The 21,259-nt window shown below is 47.4% G+C and carries 13 protein-coding genes; 2 read left to right on the top strand and 11 right to left on the bottom strand.

The genetic code is table 11. The annotated features are described in order from the left end of the window. Both VM802_RS08315 and VM802_RS08310 read right to left on the bottom strand, forming a co-directional pair. Positions 1–1,465, bottom strand: a 1,465-nt coding sequence (locus VM802_RS08315) for a family 43 glycosylhydrolase (RefSeq protein WP_325529367.1), incomplete at its 3' end; no start/stop codon positions are given. A gap of 348 nt (positions 1,466–1,813) precedes the next feature. Then, entirely contained in the window at positions 1,814–4,363 is a 2,550-nt protein-coding gene (locus tag VM802_RS08310) for a hypothetical protein (RefSeq protein WP_325529366.1), read from the bottom strand. A gap of 329 nt (positions 4,364–4,692) precedes the next feature. Between VM802_RS08310 and VM802_RS08305 the strand changes: the two genes are divergently transcribed. Further along, on the top strand, positions 4,693–5,460 hold the full coding sequence (locus VM802_RS08305) for a hypothetical protein (protein ID WP_325529365.1): 768 nt from the start codon (positions 4,693–4,695) through the stop codon (positions 5,458–5,460). Between the two features lie 313 nt (positions 5,461–5,773). On the opposite strand, the gene VM802_RS08300 is transcribed toward VM802_RS08305, so the two are convergent. From VM802_RS08300 to VM802_RS08275, 6 genes are all read right to left on the bottom strand, one after another. Next, entirely contained in the window at positions 5,774–6,847 is a 1,074-nt protein-coding gene (locus tag VM802_RS08300) for a DUF4998 domain-containing protein (RefSeq protein WP_325529364.1), read from the bottom strand. Positions 6,848–6,875: 28 nt separating this feature from the next. Then, positions 6,876–8,084, bottom strand: a complete 1,209-nt coding sequence (locus tag VM802_RS08295; protein WP_325529363.1) for a DUF4959 domain-containing protein — start codon at positions 8,082–8,084, stop codon at positions 6,876–6,878. 33 nt (positions 8,085–8,117) lie between these two features. Beyond that, positions 8,118–10,010 (bottom strand): RagB/SusD family nutrient uptake outer membrane protein, encoded by a 1,893-nt coding sequence (locus VM802_RS08290; protein WP_325529362.1) that lies wholly within the window; start codon positions 10,008–10,010, stop codon positions 8,118–8,120. 45 nt (positions 10,011–10,055) lie between these two features. Continuing rightward, positions 10,056–13,445: a TonB-dependent receptor gene (locus VM802_RS08285; protein ID WP_325529361.1), complete on the bottom strand. Its 3,390-nt coding sequence runs from the start codon at positions 13,443–13,445 to the stop codon at positions 10,056–10,058. A 122-nt stretch (positions 13,446–13,567) separates the two neighbouring features. Next, complete coding sequence (locus VM802_RS08280; protein WP_325529360.1) at positions 13,568–14,704, bottom strand: FecR family protein; 1,137 nt, start codon at positions 14,702–14,704, stop codon at positions 13,568–13,570. 75 nt (positions 14,705–14,779) lie between these two features. After that, positions 14,780–15,385 (bottom strand): RNA polymerase sigma factor, encoded by a 606-nt coding sequence (locus VM802_RS08275; RefSeq protein WP_325529359.1) that lies wholly within the window; start codon positions 15,383–15,385, stop codon positions 14,780–14,782. Between the two features lie 330 nt (positions 15,386–15,715). Between VM802_RS08275 and VM802_RS08270 the strand changes: the two genes are divergently transcribed. Further along, positions 15,716–16,009, top strand: coding sequence for a hypothetical protein (locus tag VM802_RS08270; RefSeq protein ID WP_325529358.1), 294 nt, complete (start codon positions 15,716–15,718; stop codon positions 16,007–16,009). 88 nt (positions 16,010–16,097) lie between these two features. Here VM802_RS08270 and VM802_RS08265 read toward each other — a convergent pair whose 3' ends face one another. From VM802_RS08265 to VM802_RS08255, 3 genes are all read right to left on the bottom strand, one after another. Next, on the bottom strand, positions 16,098–16,808 hold the full coding sequence (locus VM802_RS08265; protein ID WP_325529357.1) for a DUF3823 domain-containing protein: 711 nt from the start codon (positions 16,806–16,808) through the stop codon (positions 16,098–16,100). A 21-nt stretch (positions 16,809–16,829) separates the two neighbouring features. Beyond that, entirely contained in the window at positions 16,830–18,662 is a 1,833-nt protein-coding gene (locus VM802_RS08260) for a RagB/SusD family nutrient uptake outer membrane protein (protein ID WP_325529356.1), read from the bottom strand. 18 nt (positions 18,663–18,680) lie between these two features. Further along, on the bottom strand, positions 18,681–21,259 hold a 2,579-nt coding region (locus VM802_RS08255; protein WP_325529355.1), incomplete at its 5' end, for a SusC/RagA family TonB-linked outer membrane protein.

The following is a 21,259-nucleotide window of genomic DNA, read 5'->3' as shown; positions in this document are numbered from 1 at the left end:
GATTCACTACCGCCGGTAGTGTACCCGGTGCTTTCCCAAATACCCTCAGATCCGAAACAGAAAAACGGCCATCAGGTACCTGTTGATTGACCAATCGTATAAAGCGGGCCGATACAGGCTTTGCTAACCTGGTATAATCATGTGTAACATCCGTTGTATTATCAGTTTTGTTGATGATTGTTTTCCAGTGGATACCGTCTGGGGAAGACTCCACTTTGTATTGGTAAGTGCGCACAGTGGACGTAGCATCCAGGTGTGCGTCCTGGTCTGCGAAGTTGACCTGCAACGCATATACAGAAGAGATCTTCCCAAGATCCGTCTGCAACCACTCACCGGCATTTCCGGTAGCAGCGCTCCACCAGGTGCGCGCATCTTCATCTGCCGATAGCTCCGGTACATGCCCGGAGAGTGAAGAAGACGCCTGCACCGTTTTATTGTAAGACAATAACATCCATCCGGTAAACAGTGATGTTTTGCTGAAGTCCATCTTCCTGTCAGGCAGCTGCATGGGATAATCACCGAAGGCAGTAAGGGTATGCAAATACCCCTTTTTGTCGAAGAATGCCGGAAATAACCCGATGCGGCGCTCAAACATATGACGCACAGAGATGGTCATCGTGGCCACATGCCAGTAATTCCCATATTTATCCTGAAAGGTGCTGCCGTGCCCGGCGCCATTGATAAAGCCACCCGGCTTATAACTGAATGGACTGTTTTCCATATACATGAATGGACCCAATGGTCTGTCGGATACATATACGCCGTCTGCATATCCTTTGAACTCCGTACCAGGCGCTGCATATTGCAGGTAGTAACGTCCATTGTGCTTAGTCATCCAGCTGCCCTCGTTCCATCCCGCCCGGCCATTGTTATTATGCTCTCCGTGTTCCTCCCAACCATGCTCACGGAACCGGTGTTCAATAAGCGCCACCGGCTTACCAATGGAATCCAGCCTTCGGGCAGGGTCCAGCTCAATACCCATAATGGGATTGGTAGCAGAGCAGCCATAATAAAAATATATACGTCCGTCATCATCCCTGAAGATGTCAGGATCTGTCATGCCGATAGGAAAGTGTGCATTATACACTTTCCAGTTATCCTCCTGCGGATGACAGTTATAATATACCTTCGGTTTACCGTTGGAAGCGATAAAGAAAACAGTGTCATGGATCGCTTCTACCGCAGGTGCATAGTCTTCTACAGGAAGTGTCGGTGACTTGCGGTATGTCCAGTGAAGCAGATCGTCTGCATACCAGTAACCACCCGATTTAGAGGCATACAAATAATACCTTCCCTTAAACAGATGTACAACAGGATCAGCCGCTTCCCTGTAGGCATCTTTGCCATATGCAAAACGGTAATTAAGATTAAGCGGATTACAGAAAGAGGCAGACGGCTGCTGTGCAGACGCAATATGTTGCATGACAATCAGCAGGCAACACATGGATAGAGATATTATCTTCATTTTTATTTCGTCCTGCACCATCAATAAAACAATTCCGGTAAAACACCATCGGTGTCCCCGGTGACAATCGAAAACATGGGGCCATGATTAGCCCCATCTGATGTTATGCTTATGTTGCTATAATATATCAATGTTTCATTTGCAGAAACACCATTGTTCACTGTTCAGTTTTTTTGGAAAATCACCACAGCATAAAGGTAGCCCAATTCAAAAGGGTACCCTGCTGTCATCTTATCAAAAACAGATGCTTTTTTTGCCCTTAAAATTCCCGGACTAAAAAATAGCCAGGCTCCCCCACTTTTCAGGAAGAAGAACCTGGCTTAACGTCAACTATCACATTAACGATCATCAGAATCTCACAGGCTCCCCTGTCACAGGCGCCACCAGTTCAAACCTGGTCTTATCACTACCCACAGCGTGCAGCGCAGTAACAACCATGGCGCTCTGGCCCTTTGAGATCCGTAAATTATCCTTAACAGGAATCTGCTCTAATGGTTTTCGGCCCTTGTCAGCCACAAAGAGTTTCCCGTTTTTGTAAATAATGTGTTGGCCCACATAAATAGTCTTGTCAATAGTAAGCACGGTATTATCTGCCAGCCTGATCATCACACCTTCCACACGCGCATCGTTAGGTCCGCTGACTTTAATGGAGAACCCGAGTGCCTGCTCCTTAAATTCATTCTGCAGCTGCACAGTAGTTCCCGTTGTGCTGAAAACCTGATCGGAGAACCTGTTTTCCTTCACCGGATACAGCAGAAAAGCATTGGCTCCCGCTTTCTCCAGGTGAAATTTATAGTTAAGCTCCTTGAGCTTTTCCTTCAGCTCATTATTGAACTTATTGGCCATGCGCGCTTCTTCCCAGGCGCGGATAGCGGTGAAGATCGCCTCCTTTTCTCCGCTGGCCTCCACAGTTTGCTGACTCAAACCCAGCATATAAGTGGCATTCCAGCCGATAGACTTCGCTTCGAGATTTTCTGCATCATAGAGGCTCCAGTCTTCCTTGTACCATTGTATCCCGAATGTGGCAGGGAAATAGCTGCTTTCAAAAACGTAACGCATGTCTTTTCCTTCAATCCCCCATTTGTTCTTTACGGGGCTGAACATATGATCACCGCCGCCCACATTACAAACGCTCATATAATGCCAGCTGCCTTCCCCTACAGCGCTGCCCATCACACGGAGATACTTGCCGCCGTTGCGGTAGTAGCTGTCAAACAGTCCGCGGAAGAAGCGTTTGAACGAATACTGTCCGTGTCCCTGGTACATACAGCTTTCCAGTCCGTCAAAGTCGATATAGTCCATGCCGCCTTCTGTCAGCCACTTGCCGTAATAGTTCGCATAAACATCCTGCAGATTCATATCAGGCGCAAACCCACGATAGCAGTTGGGCTCCAGCTTCACAAGGGTAGTACCGGCTTTATAACTTCCGCGCGTGGTATGATAAGCGCCTCTTTTCAAATGTAGAAATGTATAGGGAGGCGTGCGGGTGACGCCATTATATTCAATCAGTTCCTTACCTATTTTCAGCACGTTGGTCTGAGTACCCTCCCAGCCGCCGAATTCATTGAAATAAGCAGTATCCGCTACCGTAATGATGGTATCTTCCGGAGAAAGATCTTTTGTAATAGTCGTGCGCTGCGCGATAGCCAGGCTGTCGCTGGGTATAGGCGACACATCACTGTTATCATTGGGCTGCAGGAATTCGCAGAGGGTATGCAACCCGTAACGGATGCCCTGTTGTTGCATGAGCGCACCGAATGCCGGAATGCTCATACCCTCCCTGCCGGTAAAACTGATCTTCTTATTCTTCCAGCGGTTAGCCGGATTGGGATAATACTCACCCCAGCCTTCATCCTGTATGCCTTTGATATGAAGTCGTGTTGAATACGCCGCCAGACTGTCGTGAGAACCTCTCCAGGCAATGTCCGGGCGGTAAGCCGCCGGATCTTTAACCCATTTACCATCAATCGTCGGATGCGGCAGTCCTTCTGCCAGCACTATTTTCTCGATAGTGTTCAATCCCAATGAATCAGGACAAGCATACAACGCCACCGATGAACCCATAAAGTCCGCGTCAGTAGCAGTAACCAGCTGATACCTGCTGGAATTGGCCCTGCCGTCGATACCTTCCGGATAATCCGGGAAGTGGATCATCTGTTCCTTCCTCCTGTTCCTGGAATGCACGCAGATCGTAGCGCCATATGCAGGCTCCAGCTTCGCCCCATTACCGTAATTCATCCGGAAATACTCCTCCGGCTTTGAATAAAAGGCAACATCACTCGAACCGTCGCCACCGATACCAAAGACCTGTCCTTCTTTCAGATGGGCCGGCAGCGGATATTTTACCGGATCAGGAGAATGGATGAAGTAATACATGGGAGGCATATCCCCCTCAGCCGGAGGACCACCGGTGGTATTATCATCAAGCCCCAGCAGGCCGAAGGCAAATTCCTTATTCCGCACCACGCCAATCACATCCCCGATCATAGCAGAGATCGTTGTTTTATACGGACCCCATATGATGTTATCTATCTTATCCCGGTTGGTAAGAGACAGCAGTTTGAATTTCAGGTATTCCGGTTTCTGATCAACGCGGATGATGGCTGCTGATCCATTGCTGTAGGTGAGAGCTATTTCACCCTTCTGCTTTGTATATACCGCCTGTTCAGGCAATATGTACTGCTTGCCGGCATGAAGGCTCATCAGCGCTGATGTAAGACCTTTCGGGCAATACTCCTGGTTATTCTTTTTGTTCCTGACAGAAGTAATAAATCCTTTATGATCTATCGTCACAACAGCGTACTTTGTCTGCAAAGTGATCGATTGCGCGCAAAGCCCTGCTGTACATAACAGTAATAAAAACAGTATCGTAATTTGTCTGAAGCCCTTTACATTCATTAAAGAAAAAATTTAAGTACTATCTGATAATATGCATCCAAAAACTATGTCCTCAAAATTACCACCATAACAGCCCTAATAGGTAGCAATAATCTGTCAAATACTGATGGTTTATTTGCCCAGGTGCAGCATGGAAGACATTCACCGGTGCACGTTTTCAAAATTTTCTAATCCTGGTTCAATCAACTTTAATAACTATCTGATGCTGGTAGCTTTCCCCTGAATATTCTCAATGTCGCCAGGTACTGGTATTGAATAATCTTCAATGTTATCATGAAATCACCTCAACAGATAATGTTATCTTTAAGTATAACCAAATATGATTTGTCATGGCAAAACAACTTTCTATCATCACCTTTACAGGCCGGCTGGGTAACCTGATCGGCTACAGGCGCAATGGCACGCACTGCCTGCGCAGTATGCCCGCCATCGTCCGGCAGACGGCAGCCACCCGCAAAGCCGCACAACGATTTGGCATGGCCAGCAAAAGAGGGGCGCTCATCCGCAACGCCTTCTCCGGCAAACTGGATGTTACCTGCGACGGCGGGCACATCAACCGGCTGACCAGCGCACTCATTCCCTCCGCCGGCAATGACACCAGCAGCATAACCAACTTCCGGTTCAACCGCTATACGGGAACAGACAGCCTGCTCCCACTCACGCCCAGGCTTTCCCGAAACGGCGTCCTGCACATTCCACCACAGACGTTGCCCGCACATAAAGGCATCAGCATGCTGGAAATAAAAGTGGTTGCCTCCCGTATTCATTTCGCGACAGGCCAGGTAGTAGCCACTGAAAGCGCCGTGCTCTTCGCAAAAACCGGAGAGCCCTTTAAAGGGGCAGCATGCGATGTGGATATACCTGGTACTGGAACATTGATAGTAGTGCTGCAAGTAAGAGGCCTGCAGGATCATATTCCTTCCGGCAACAGAAAATACTTCGCCGCTGATATTATTGCAGTACAACCACCGCAACCCCTTCACCCAACCCCACACAAACGGATCTACCCGAAGCGTCTCCGGTTAAATCTGCCGTCGGAAAATACAGCAGTCGCCGCAGCTCCGCAGCTTCTTCGCCCCCGTATTCAACGGGAATAAACTATCCAATGCCTGACAATTGTATACTGGTTAACAAACGTAATTACAGCCAATCACATACACTCACGTCCTGTCCGCAGGTACAGCCAGCGGCTTGCCTTTGCATTAGTATCCCCGGAGCTTTCTACCCTCTTCCTCCCAATCTCACTGCAACAATTCACCGCCAGCACATATCCGCATTAAGTCCACCTTTCCTCCTACGTTACCATACAGATCAGCGCCGTATCACAGGTATACCGCCCCTGGGAGAAAGCAGGCCGCCTCTGTATAGAGGCAGCCGTTCAGGAATAAATATTGATAATAGAACCAGTAACTATTTCATCGTAAACGTCTCGTCAAACGAAGTCCGGTGCGTTGCTCCGGGCTGATTCATCCAATACTTTACTTTCAGTGTACGCGTCTGCGGATCAAACTTGTTGACACCTGACGGGTCCAGCTCCCCGGACCTTCCGCCGGACGAAGGCTGACCATACTTATTGACCACGCTTACAACGTTATAATCTTTATCCATATTAAAAACAACACCAAATGTTCCGTAATAGGAATTACTGCCAGCACTGAGTATCTTATGATAGACATCATTTGAATAATCATTATCCACTAGTTCCAGCTGCAAGGCAGTAACAAAACGAAGGGTAATATTCCATGGATAAGGGCCGGTAATAGATGTGCTGGTATAATCTTTCATCGTTCCGGTACATACATATTTTCCGGCAGCCACATTAACCGGCTGACTCTGTGTTGCATAAAATGTATCAATACCAGCCTGCGGTACATATGCTGTTTTCAGCTGAATATAGGAGAGTGCTCCGGATGCATTTTTCAAGGTATCCAGGAAAGCATCCCCTTTTGTATATTTCATACTGTCAGTTGTTCCTGATACGGTGGTATAGGTGACAATCGTATACTTACACAAGGTATCTACTGACGCAAAATCCAACAGGATTCCTGCCATACTGTTATACACCGACACCTTCCGGACAACCAGCCCACTTTCGTAAGTGCTCCCCAGGCTTGTCCCACCGATAACTGCCGACTTTGGAGTAGATGCATTCCCTGCTTTGTCATAGGCTGTCACTTCAAATGTATAGTCTCCCTCTGCAAGGCCGGGTATAACTACCTTCTGCTTCGTCTCTGCAGCCGGCTTAACGTCCAGGTGATCTTTACCGTTGTTCCAGGAAATAACATACCGGGTAACATTAGGGTCCTTTGACTGCGTGAACTGTACTTCCAGCCGGCCTCTCCCGGGATGCGTTTCCAACGCATACGGCACGCCGGTATAAAATGTCTCCCCGCTGGCCAGGTAAGGCACATATTCATGATCCATTTTTGTGCAGGCGCCCAGACAGGAAGCCACCAGCAGTAAAACGTATATTGCTTTCTTCATAGTTCTCTTTTGATTGCCGCTGAAATAATTATTTATAATCTCCCATAAATTTGAGGGATGCTATCTCCACACTGTTGCTGCCAGAAAAGGTCTGGAGGATCACAAGGCGGAAATAACGAAGCTGCACTGCCGGCAACGGGAATGTAAATTCGGCCCCGTTATTTATCACCTCATCATCAGCGCTGTTCTTCTGGCCATAGGGAAGCCCCGATGGCTTCACTAATTCGTATACTCCTCCCAGTTGTGTCCATGTGCCGTCGAGTGCTCCGTTGGGATTAGGATTCATGCTTCCGTATATTTTGAAGAACCGCAGCGTGCCGTTTTTGAATTCCGCGCCGCCATTCGCCCGCATCCAGTAACGGAAGCGGCTCAGCATCACTGGCCGCCCAAAATCATACGTAATACGGGCTGGTACGGAATCCTTATTACGGTCACTGACACCATAAAAAGCCCGGTCTCCGGCTTTATAAGGGTTTGTAAGCGGTGTGGCCAAACTGGAACCACAGCAGGGTACCTGATCTCCCGGCAACGTCAGTCCGCTGATCTTTGTTCTGTCCAGCTCCACTTCGCTCATGGAAGTAACCTTGCCCCAGATGGTATCTGAGGTGTTTCCCCAGCGGTCCCTCACATAAGCGCCAAACTTCCGTTCCTTCGCGCTGAATCCCCTGACGGAAAAATTGCCCACTGAGTCCTTTGTATATTTTGTATACACGCTCTCTGCTTTTCCCACGGTATCTACCAGCGTCACCACCGCTATCTCCGACTCTGTTTCATTTTTAAACTGAAAGTTGGCGCCCCCGAAATCCGCTACTATCTGCAGCGTAGATTTCACTGTCAGATAAGGTGGTGTAAGCGGGTTCACAGCCACTTCTACCGGATCAGATTTAACTTCACTCCTGCTAACGGTAGACAAGGCCACTTTATACGCTCCCGCCTTTTCGAAGCCCACCACCTTGATGGTGTCCGTGTAATAAGAGGCCTTCACCTGCTGCGACGACTTACTGTTAATCATATAATCCGCCTGCACATAGAGGATTTCAGGATCAGCAGGTATATCGTAGATAATGAAAGCGCCTCCCGGGAAATTATTAACGCGCACGTTGGTAACAACAGGTGGTTTCTTGTCGCTCTTATATATCGGTTCGAGATTCGTACCTGTTTGTTTCTGACAGGCAATAAACGCGCTGGCTGCAATAACAGCCATCAGTATTATTTTAGAGAATAACTGTCTTTTCATTTGAAAGATTTTTGGTTGATTTAAAACGGCCTGTTACCATAATGGGTTCTGTACCAGGTTGGGATTTACGAACAGGTCATATTCCCTGATCGGCGTCAGGTAATCGCGGTAGGTATTGTGTGGTTGATAGATGGTCTTCAGGCGGTAGAAGGTAGCAGGTGTGCTTTGTGACACATCCCATCCGGTAACCGGCCGGTTCATCAGATCAAGTCTCTTCCAGCGCCGCATATTCCAGTAGTTCTCGCCTTCAAACATAAATTCTATCATCGTTTCCTGCTGGATAATACTCCTGAGCCCTTCCCGTGACGACGGTTTATTGGCATTCCTGGAATAGGCTGCCCAGGATTGCACCACACCGTTAAGACCAGCGCGGCGGCGTACCTCATCAACATACTGTATTGCTTTTCCGGATGGCCCTTCTGATTCATTCAACGCTTCCGCATACATGAGATACAGCCCGCTCAAACGAATAGCCGGCCATACGTAGGCATCAGCAGTATAAGAACCGCCGTCGCCGGATGTTTTCCAGCTTACCAGCTTCTTGGGCCAGTACCCGGTAAAGGAATAACGGGAAAGCGAGTTCGCAGAAGAAGACCCCCACATGGTATTAATGTAAAGCAGGTTATCTTCAGCAGGACGCTGCTTCATAAAGAAAGAAGAACCATCAAACGCCAGATCTGCATAGAACCGGTATTCCCTGTCCATATTGAATGAAGAGGTCGTATAATTGGGCTTCAATATGCTCCGGAGCGAGTCCGGTATTGTTCTCAATTTAGCATACCTGTTGGCATAATCCCACGTCATATCCTCTTCAATGGGTACACCATTCTTCGTGTAGAATATTTCACAGGCTTTCAGGTTAGCCGCCCAAAGGGAATAGGTATAGGAATACACATCGTTGCGCGGTGCGCATTCACGCTGCAACTCTCCAGTATTGGAGTGCGGGAATGTCCAGATATTCTCCTGGTTCCATTCTTCCGTGAGGGCACACCTGATATCAAGACATTTCCTCGTGGTATCGCCAATAGATTTAAGATCAAAGGGAGGCTCAAAATAATACAGCTTGAATCCAGCCTGAGCAGCCACCGTAATAGCCTGGTTACAGGCCTCTGCGGCCTTCTGCCACTTAGCCTGGTCATAGTTCGTATTCACCAGCGCCTGACCATCTTTGTTCTTTAATGCCGTATAATCACTGTTACCATTGAAGAGCGGACTTGCTCCCAACACCAGCGCATAGGCTTTTACAGCCAGCGCTACAGGCTGCGTGATGCGTCCCAGCTCCTCACGCTGATTCATGATGGTCAACGGCAGATCATTCAGCGCCTCATCTGTAAGCTGCGCAATATATGCCACCGCATCGTCCACCGGCTCACGCTTCACCTTCACCGCTTCTACGTCAGAAGCCACCGGCAGGTTCTTCCGGAGGATAGGAACAGGTCCATACATGCGCACCAGCAGAAAATGATAATATGCTTTCAGCACTTTTACTTCCGCTATCCATCTCTTTCTTTCCGCTTCTGTTATATCCGGTACTTTCCCGATATTCTCCAGGAATATGTTACATGTACGTATGGCCTCAAACATAGGTTTCCCTCCGTTCAGGCCATCCCAGTAATTGGCAATCGGGGTCACTACATTCTGATAGTCATAGCACAACTCCATAATACCGTTTGGAATACCCGGAGCCTGAGAACCCGGATAAGGCGTAGCAATTTCCCTGGAGCCCAGGAATGTATAGTTCTCTGATACGCTACCCAGCCGGGGCAGATAGGAATAACAGGTGAACAGGTATTTTTTCGCCGTCGCCCTCAGCTGAAATGCCTGCTCCAATGTAGCAACGTTATCAGGGATGATATCGAGGAATTTATTACAGGCGATTCCACATATGATGAAGAATGCTGTCAATATTATTTTGAAGATTCTCATATTATTTCTTTCTGATTATTTATGAATCGTTCTTTCCAAAAAAAATTATTTGAAAGAACAGTTTATACCGACATTAAACACCCGTTGAATAGGGTATCCCAGCCCATTACCCCCCATTTCCACATCCCACAGGTTAAACTTGCTGAACGTAAAGAGATTGGTACCATTTACATAGCATCTTGCGTTTGTCAGATGCATTCTCTTCATTATCCTTGCAGGCAGGGTGAATCCTATTTCCATTGATTTGATGCGCAGCAGGGCGCCGTTCCTCATAAACCAGGTGCTTGTCTGGTTGTTGTTGTCAACGGGACTGGTGCTGAGCCTGGGCCACAATGCATAAATATTCTGATTGTCTTCACTCCAGTGGTTGTCTGCCCATACTTTCAGCATCTGCCGCTGATCGCCAATGAACGGAGCGGTAGTTTTTGCATCAATCCAGAATGACTCCCGCGCCAGGCCCTGGAAGAAGATGGAAAAATCAAAGCGCCCGTATCCGGATGATAACCCGAACCCATATACGATTTCAGGAGTAGTAGGATAACCTATCGGACAGAGATCCAGTTCACTGATCTTTCCGTCGCCGTTTACATCACGGTATTTGATATCTCCTCCGCCATACATGCCGAAGTTCTGCCTGGGTGCATTTTTTGCATCGAGGTCATCTACAAAGAGCCTTTCGGCTATGTAGCCCCATTGCTGTGAAAGAGAATGCCCTACGTGTGATTTATTGAGTTCAGGATACTGCGGCTCTTCATATACATCGAACCGGCTGGTAGCGTAGGTGAAGTTACCCATAGCCTTTGCCCACCACTTACTGGTTATCTGATGTGAATAATCCAGTGCCACATCTATTCCGTGGGCGGAAGCTCTGCCCACATTGGCGCTCAAAGGTGCCGACAGTCCCATTGTGGTAGGGATGGAAGCCCGTTCCATGAGGATGTTTGACCGCTGTTCGTTGTATGCATCCACTTCAATATTCAGCCGGTCGAACAACGAAGCTTCAAAACCGATATTCGTTTTCGCAGCTTTCTCCCAGGTAATATCATTATTGGCGTAACGTGAAATATCAATACCTGACAGACTATAATCTTTCAATGTACCAAAACGCATTGCCTTTGTACCGCTGTTCATATCTACATTTGACAAGTAGAAGAACCGCTCGGTAGGGCTACCTATAGCATCATTACCCACCAGACCATAAGTGGCCCTCAGTTTAAGTTTGGTGACCACCTGCTTTATATTGTCCCAGTACTTCTCATTAGATACTGTGTAGGCAATACCCGCTGACGGAAAGAAGCCGAAACGATGTGTTTTATAAAATCTCTCAGAACCATTGTAACCGAAGTTGAACTCGGCAGCATACCTGTTATCATAGAGGTATGTAACCCTGCCGGAAAGCCCCACATTCCGGAAAGGCAGGGAAGTCTGCAAACTACCAGCATTACCTGTAAGACTGTTCTTCGCCACGCCCACCAGGGTTCCACTCAGGCTATGCACCTTTTTGAAGGTTCTGCGGTAGTCCAGTGCCAGCTCACTATAGAAATCAGAAGCCACTGTTTTATCACTTCCTTCATTATAATTCAGATACTCTGTGCCTGGAGGCGCCTGCGACTGGCCAGCTTCCTGGTTGATAGGCATAAGCGAATATCCTTTGCTTGCGTAATCATAATTATAGGCCACATAGAAGAAGGGACTATACTCCCTCGTAAGCGAGAAAAACGAGTTGCGCTGAATATTGATCAACCCGCGTGCCGACAACCCCTCTGTAATAAACGACAACTTCTGGTTAAGCGCCAGCTGTGCATTGATAGCCGATCTGTTGAATTGTTTGTATCCCTTCTGCAAATCCGCATAAGGATTATTGTACCTGCCATCTGAAGCATTACCAAACATGATATGCTTCACGTACTTTGTTTCTTCCGTTGGCTCATAATACGCAGGAAACATCACGGGGTTGGATTGCATGATCTGTTCATAGATGTCTTTACCTCCTTTTATCGGCCCCATATAATCATCAAAGCTGCCGGAGAGACGCACAATCATTTCCGTTGACGGCGTGAGCTTCACATTTACATTGCTCCTGATGGAATAGGATTTCAGTTTGGAATTACTGTTAAAATTGGATTTCCGGTCTATTTTAAGGATACCGTTATCCAGGTTCATAGCCCCTGAAACATAATACCGAGCTATATTTCCGCCACCGCTCACTGACATGTTATAGCGTTGATTAACGGCCGAATTACGCAGCAGCATCTTCTGCCAGTTGGTAGTTGGATATACAATAGGATTGACGCCATTTCTGGTGTTTTCAATCTTCTCCTTTGAATATAATACCCCACCAAGCGGATTGCGTGTAAGCACCGCTTCATTGGCAAGCTCCATATAGGTAATGGGGTCTGCAAGCTGTACGTTCCGGGTAGAGCTCGACAGGGAACTCTCTGCCCTGAATGATACGGTGGCGCTGCTTTCCTTACCTTCCTTGGTAGTGATCAATATAACGCCATTAGCACCCTTGGAGCCATACAATGCGGTAGCAGTAGCATCTTTCATGATAGAGAAACTCGCAATATCGTCTACCTGCAATCGTGCCAGATCTGTGGTATTGGCTTCCACGTTGTCGATCAGAATAAGCGGAGATTTTCTGTAACCGAAAGTAGTTACACCCCGTACAAAAAAGTCGGCATTATCAAAACCAGGCTCCCCACTCCGCTGAAAGGCAATAATACCCGCCAGCCTTCCGGCCAACGCATTGGTGAGGTTACTGGAAGGAATCTTCAGTTCAGCAGGTTTGATAGAAGTTACTGCACCTACCACTTCTGTCTTCCTTTGCTTTCCATGCGCCACTACCACAACTTCTTCCACTTTGGAGTCAGCTCTTTTCAGTGTCACCTGCAGCGGCCCGTCGGACGTCACTGTCACCTGAGTGGATTCATACCCGATGAAAGACACAACCAACACCGTGCCTGTACGCGGTACCTGAATAGAAAAGCGCCCTTTGGCATCGGTAGTTACTCCCTGAGTGGTGCCCTTGATCTTCAGTGTTGCACCCGGAAGCGGCATTCCATCTTCCCCCACCACTATTCCCTTCACTTCTATCGGCAATACAGCATTCCCTGAAACAGCATTCGCATCCACATTTCCAGCAGCCGTAAGCACAATCGTGTTCCTGGAAATGGAATAGTTCAGCGGCTGATCTTTAAAACAATTCTTCAAGGCTTCCGGTAATGGCATGTTGTGCATTTCGACGGTCACCTTAGCAGCATTATTAATCAATTCATCTTCATAAAAAAATCTGTATCCGGTCTGTCGGTTGATTTCTTTCAACACCTTCCGGAATGGTATATTCTTTCCGGATAGCGTAATATTCTGCCGGATAGCGGCTGCGTTGACCTGCATACTAATGCAGAGCAACCCCAAAACAGTGTACTTCATCATCAGCAATTTTCTTTTTACGACTACTCACTCTGTGTGAGCGGATTCTGGTTTATAAAATGGTTCATACATGGAAATTTCTGCTCCCGGCGTATCCGGGAGAACATCATGGGATCATATTTCTGTTAATGAATTACAATTATTCTTCGCCCTTCTTTCCTATACCTGATACCGGCCATCTGCATAAATTGCAGCACTCCTTCCAGGCTTTCATTCCGGCTGACGATACCGGTAAAATGCCGCTTACTGATTTCACCTTCATACTCAACATCTACATCATACCAACGACCCACCTGGCGCATAATTTCCGGTAACGATTGTCCGTTGAACACAAAGTTTCCGTTCTTCCATGCCATCACTTCTTCGAGGTCAACATCGTTGAGCACACGGCTACTTCCCGCAGCAGCTGCCAGCTGTTGTCCCGGGCGAAGTAATACATCACTTTCCTGCAGTATTACTTTCACGGCGCCTTCCAGCAATGTGATCCGGAGGCTGTTCTCATCCTGGTAGCTGTTTACATTAAAGCGGGTGGAGAGTACCAGTACGTCGGTATTTTCTGTTTTAACGTAGAATGGAGCCGCATCTTTCTTTACATCGAAATATACTTCCCCGCTGATCTCAACAATCCGGCGGTCTTTCGCAAAGGCAACAGGAAAACGGATGGAGGAAGCGGCATTCAACAATGCGCTACTTCCATCCGGTAGTGTGATCTCATAGGTTACTCCTTTAGGAGTGGATATGGTATTATATAATGTTTCCTTTGAAGTAGTGCCGGAAGAATGATAAATAAGGCGGCTATTACCCTGCTGCTGTACTACAGCGCTACCCTGCCTGGCAAGGATACCGTTGCGGGCACTGTCCAATGCTACAACAGAGCCATCCGACAAAGTAAGCATCACCTTCTTAACAGGCCGGGAAACACGCCCCGCCAGCTTGTTAACAGGGCTTACGGTGGGATGGTAATACTTCCATATGGAGAAACTCCCGGTTAGTATTAATACGGTAGCCGCTATACGGATATATCTGATCATCACCACACGTCTGGCTGCCTTCTGCTGCAGCCGTTGCATAATACGCTCATACAGGAACTGCTTTTGTGCAGGATCTGTCATCCCGTCAAAAACACCTGACTCCAGGTCGTTGTAGATCTCATCCCTTAATGTATCACGGTTTAGCCGCAGGAAAGCGTTCAGCTCCTGCCGTTCACTGTCTGATAAATGCCTGGCTATAAAGGCGGTTATCCAATTCCGAAACTGAAACATAATCCTTTTTACAACTGAGCAATATGATTCTCCGGATATAAAGACAATTGAAAAAAGAAAATGTACCAGTGGAAATTACAGCAGTTCCAAAAAAACAAGTACAAATAACATAGTATACTCCCTCGTGTGTTGCCGGAGGTACTCACGGATACACTGCGTGGCCCTCGCCAGGTGATTCCTGGCTGTATTCCTCGACAATCCAAGTTCCGCTGCCGCTTCGGCCAGCTTCATACCCTGAATCTGGGTTAGCTGATATACCGTTCTTTGTTGCGGGGAAAGTTGATTGATAGCATCCGTGATAAGTCTGCGCGATTCTTTCAGTACATACTCCGACTCTGGCGATTGCGGTACTTCTTCTGCAGTTGTCAGCAGCTGTTGCAGATAATTCTTTTCACGCTTCTGACGATGCAAGAGATTAATTACAAGATTACGGGCAATGATAAAAATGTAATTGGAAATATTTTCTACCTGGCTAAGATGTTCTCTCTTCAGCCATATCTTCATAAATACATCCTGTACTATTTCTTCAGATTGTTCTTTTGACCCGGTATAAGCAAATGCAACACCGTATATCCGGTCAGCATACATATCAAACAACCGGCGAAAGGCACTTTCATCTCCGTCGGCCACCTGCTTCAACAGCAATGAATCACAGCCTGACGATGCTGATACAGGAATCATAATTAACGGTGAAATTATCGGTATAAACGCCCCAGGGTGAAATAATTAATTGTTTCTCCAACTCACATCGGCCATATAGCTGACATGCCTTTGCTTCCTATTTAAAATCGCGGTATTTTCTCCTGTGACTCAAGGTATAATAAGCCTATGCGGGCTACAACCATTATTTTGACTACTTGCTGTCTTATTTTTGCCGGTGTGTATTGGATTTCTTCTATATCCATATATTTGGGGGGTAATGTTTCCACTTCATTTTTTCAGAAACGCATGCGTAAAACTCTATTCCTGTTAACCTGCATTAATTCAGTAGGACTACTAATATGCAGTGGTTTGGTACTTATCAGTATAACGTTTGATACGATACTTTGGAGAATCAATACAATTTGCGCCGGCATTTTTCTTTTGTGCGCTGCCGCGGTTTATTATCAGGGACGGCATCTGTACAAGTTTCTGGAATATCTCAACAAAACAGGTAAGGTACAGGGCTTCACACTCTTTAACATCAACGCCTACCGGTTCATGCAGGTCACCATATTGGTAAAGTCATTGTTCTTTGTAGTAATACTGGGCATGCTCTCCGGCATTATCAGTCGTATGCATACTCATACGCCTGTTTTTGGTTAGTATTCATTTGACGCGTTATATAAACAAATGGCCTCCATACGGAGGCCGTTTTATTTTATATCGAATCTCTTTCAGGTATACCTGGTACTTATTTCGTCTTTATTTCCATAACAGGCGTATAATTGAACAGGCTGGAAGGATTGTCAGCGGAAGTGACTGTTCTTCCTGCCGCCCGGATAAAATAAGTGGTTCCGGGCTTCAGGTCTGTAAATACCGCCGTATATGTAGTATTCCCGATGGTGGTATTATCAATTGCCTCCGTGTTTACGACAATGCGTTGCAGGTAATAATTTACATCTACGCCTGCTGTTGTGCCCGCCACTGCGGCTACGCGTGCAATCTGCTGCGCATTGGCATTTGATTTAACAACGTACTTCACCGTAATACTGTTACCCGTTACCTCACCAACAGTAGCGGTTACCAGCAGGAACGGCTTCACTTTTATGTCCAGCTGCTGGTTGCCGGAAATGGTAACTACTGCCGGCTTCACAGGATAAAACGGACCTGTTGCGCTCACTTCATACCGGCCCGAAAATATGGCAGCATTTTCATAGGTACCGTCAGGCTTCACAGAAGATAGTTGCGGTACAGGTGCGGCACTACTGTAGTCTAACTGTGAAACCCTGATCTTTGCACCATTCACTGCCTGTGCGGGTACCGGCTGACCAGTGGTTTCATCTACTACAGTGCCGTAAATCCTGGCGTCGGCACTTTTATAATTATCTTTTTTACATCCTGCAATCCAGGCAGTGGCGGTTGCCAGGATGCCTATAGTCAGGAGATATTGTATGCGATTCATCAGCTTCTTTTTTGTGGATCATCAATATAAAGGGTTCTGCACCAGGTTACTGTTCCTGTTGATCTGGTCTTTAGGGATCATTTCATAGTACAGTTTCGGTGGGAAGGTGCGTCCAACACGGGGCGCTTCGGATACTTCAAATGTGTAATCCATATTGGCCAACGGCGTATTGGGTTTCCACATCAACCAGGGATACAGCACATGAAACTTCGTATTGTCCATCACCTGGTCTGCAATCCTCCAGCGGCGCATATCCCACCAGCGGTGGTTTTCAAAGGCCAGCTCTACTCTCCTTTCGTGCCGTATGTCACCTATAGTTACTGTTGTGCGTAATGCAATACCCGCTCTTTTGCGGATCTCGTTCACCGCATTTAATGCATCACCAGTTCTGTTCAACTCCATTGCCGCTTCCGCATAGTTAAGCAATACTTCCCCGTAACGGAAAACCATCCAGGGAACAACAGACTGGTCGGAGTTCACACGTTTATCAGGTGTCATGAATTTCTTCAGGTAGAAGCCTGTTTTTGTATAATCACCATTGTTAGACATCAGACCATCCTTCCCCATCAGGCGGATGGTGTTTTCACCGCTACCATAAGTTTCATCCGGATTGGTAGCGCCTTTCTTTACACCATTATCAATAATGCCCCTGCGCACTTCCAGTACATCGCCCTGCCAGGCAGACATTGGCGACATGATGGTGGCAAAGAAGCGGGGATCTTTGTTACGGAACAGGTCCTGCGGATTGGCGTAGCGGATCAGATTTCCTCCTGCATCCGTTACTTTCAGCTTACCCGGCGTACCGTCTGTATATTCAAATTCCTCCGCCATCTCCAATGTGGGATTGGTTACACAACCGTAGTCGATGCGATAGCTGTAAGGCGCGTTGTAAAAATCGAAGGAATGTCCGAGACCCGGATATTTATATGCTTTTACAAAGATGGCTTCCTTATTGGCAGCATCAGCGCCGGTAAGGAACAACTGCTGGAAATTAGCGGCTTTATCAGGAAGTGCGTTATATAACCCGAAGTTACCTGAATTCATGATCTGCGTTGCCGCATCATAGGCTGTCTGCCAGTACCCGTCTGCAGCTCCAGCCGGGAAACCCAGCAGGCCATTCAGCTGCGGGAAGCCATATTTTGCGATGGACCCGGCGTACAACGCCGCCCGGCATTTAAGTGCAAGCGCTGCATAGCGCGTAGCACGGAAACGCTCATTGTCGCCATAAGACTCCGGCAGATCCGCTACGATGGCATCTACTTCTTTGATGATGAAATCGTACACTTCCTTCTCTGAGTTTCTTGGTACCTTCAGTTCATCGGTGTTATTGCCGTTGAGCTGCTGCGCAACGGTCAACAAAGGAACTCCTCCGAATGCCTTCACCATCGTGAAGTAGTAAAAGGCTCTTAAAAAGCGGGCCTCCGCCAGTCGCACCTTGCGCTCATCCTCAGATATAGAGGCTTTAGACACCCTGGCAATAAAGTCATTCACCTGCCTCACCGGGCCATAACGCCAGCTACCACTAAAGGCGCCGTCTTCAATCACACCTTCCACCAGCGATCCGCCCCAGGGATAGGCGCGCAGCGCTTCATCCGTAACTTGCGAGAGGAAACCAGCTTCTGTTACGATACTGTAGTTGAAATCTTCCGTCCACATATAGCTGTACAGTGTAGCCATCAACGCCGCCACTCCTTCGCGCGAACCGTATGCACCATCCACATCGATGAAATCCGTTGGCTGTCTTTCGAGGAACTCCTTGTTGCATGACCACTGTGCTGTAAGCGTCATCGATATTACTACGCATAGCCATATGCGATATATACCGTACCTGTTCAGTTTTCTGTTCTTTTTCATTTTCTTCATCTTAAACTGTTAAAAAACCACATTCAACCCCACTGTTACTACGCGCTGCTGTGGATACCCGCCGGTAGTACGCCCTGATACTTTCTCTCCGTCTGCTCCATTGGCTTCCGGATCTACTACTTTCAGCTTATCCCAGGTAAAGAGGTTCTGACCGGATGTGTATATGCGAAGTGTATTGATACCAATTCTACGAAGCGATGCAGCAGGAAGTGAATACCCAATCACTATATTCTTCAGACGGAGATAAGAAGCGTCTTTCAGCCAGAAATCAGAAACGCGGTTATTATTCTGACTGCCATTCACAACGGTGGAAGGATACTTGCCTGGTACCCACGGACTGGTTGGATCATAAATATCCTGGTGATGCCAGCGGTCAGTCAGTATCTGGTAGGTGCTGGATACATTCACAAATGGTGATTTGAATTCCCCGTCCATCTGGAAACTATAGTTGGCTGCACCCTGGAAGAAGACATAGAGATCAAAACCTTTGTAGCTGGCACTTACATTAAGGCCATACATGATCTCAGGGATAGAGCCCCGCCCGATAACGGTCTGGTCGCGGTCATCGATAATGCCATCACCATCCAGGTCTGCATATTTAATATCGCCGGGCTGCAGGGTGCGGTTGCCCTGTCCATCCTGAACTGCCCACTTGTTGATTTCATCCTGGTTCTGGAACTGACCGAGAGACTTATATCCCCAGGCAATATTCTTCCAGCGGTCGGAGCTGTTGTTGAGCCAGTTGGCCTGTGCATTATTGGGAGGCGCCTGCTCTATATGACCGTTACATGCACGTGAGTAAGTGAAGTTACCGCTTACATTGAAGTTCAGTTCACCGATATGGTTATTGTGTCCAATTACGATCTCAAATCCGCGGTTGTTGTCATCGTTAAGGTTTTCATCTGCGATCTCCACACCGAAGGTTCCAGGTAATGCCTGTGCGCGGCGGGCGAGCAGCCCCGTGCGTTTGCGGTAGAAGGCATCTACCTGGAAAGTCAGTTTGTTATCCCACAACCCAACGTCAACACCTATATTACTGAGATAGGAAGTGTACCAGGTGAGGTTGGGATTGGCCAGCTTACGCGGATTAAAGCCCAATATAACATCAGACCCAAACAGATAGCCGATTGGGCTGCTCCCGGGATCATTGTTTGGATCATTAAAGCCAGGATAATAGAAGCCATTCAGGTATTGAAAAGCACGAAAATCGGCATCATCGCCCAGCTTGCCCCAGGAGGCCCTCAGCTTGAGGTTATTGACAATAGAAGAAACAAAAAACTTTTCCTTGCTGATCACCCAACCGGCAGATACTGAAGGAAAGAAGCCCCAGCGCTTGCTTTTGCTGAACTTATAGGAACCATCCTGTCTGAACGCCAGCTCCAGGAGATATTTATCAGCATAGTTGTAATTAACTCTGCCCACATAGCCCATGTAAGCCTCATTGGCTGTAGGATCTCCACCATTCCGCATATTATTCTGCGTACCCGCCAGCAACTCATCCAGTGTATTCAGCTGGTATTCACGGGTAGTATTAAAATCTGTACGCAGCCGTTCTCTTCTTTCGAAAAGCAATAGCCCTGTAATGTGATGATCTCTTGCAAATGTTCCGCGGTAATTGAGGGAGAAGTTCAGCAGGTGGTTGTCTTCCTGCGCATTTTCCAGGGTGAGTGTACCAGGATCATTTCCTGTATAGGTAACATTGTATTTGTTGGCGCCCTGGTCAAAGGAATACAGATTGTATTTCTTATTCCATGTTTTCCAGTTAACGCTTTCCGACTGATAAGAGTAAAGCGCTTTAGCACTGAGACCTTCCAGGAAGGGAATATCGTAGTTAAGACTTCCGATCACATTCACGTATCTGTTCTGTTGCTTCCTGTAACCGGAAACATCTTTATCCATCATGGCCAGTGCATTCCAACCGGCGGTATTATTGAGATAAGCCGTGTTGCCGTTGGCATACGGCTGGAGCATAGGCGCTGTGCGGTTGATGGCAGACAGGATATAACCAGTGCTGGCAGCAGGATAAGCACGTTGTTCAATACGGCCGCTGGTATTCAGCTCTGCAGTAAGTCTTTTCCCAATCTTTGATTGCAGGTTGCTGCGGAAGTTATATCGGTTGAAGCGGGTAGCATCACTCTTCCAGATACCTTCCTGTTGCAGTTGTCCTATAGAAAAGAAGTAAGTGGTATGCTCGCTGCCACCGGATACGTTGAGATTGTTGGAAAACATAGGCGCGCTGTTCTTCATTGCCAGTCTGCGCCAGTCGGTATTTTCATACCCGGGTTCTCCTTTCCTGTATTTCTCCAGTACTTCACGGCCATAGGGCGGGGCTTCATTGGTGAGGCCAAGCGCCTTTCTGTTGACAGCCGATTCGTCTTTCAGTTCAGCGTACTGGGCAGCCGTCACCAGATTCTGTACACGGGTAGGGCGTTGCCAGCTGTAATAACCGGTGTAAGATATTTTCGGCAGTCCCTTGCTTCCTTTTTTAGTGGTGATCAATACAACACCATTTGCAGAGCGGATACCATATACTGCCGCTGCTGCGTCTTTCAGAATAGATATGCTTTCTATTTCATTAGGATCGATAT

The sequence above is a fragment of the Chitinophaga sp. genome, assembly GCF_035538455.1.
Taxonomy (GTDB): domain Bacteria; phylum Bacteroidota; class Bacteroidia; order Chitinophagales; family Chitinophagaceae; genus Chitinophaga.
The sequence above is the reverse complement of the archived record's forward strand: the minus strand, read 5'-3'. Positions and strand labels throughout refer to the sequence as shown.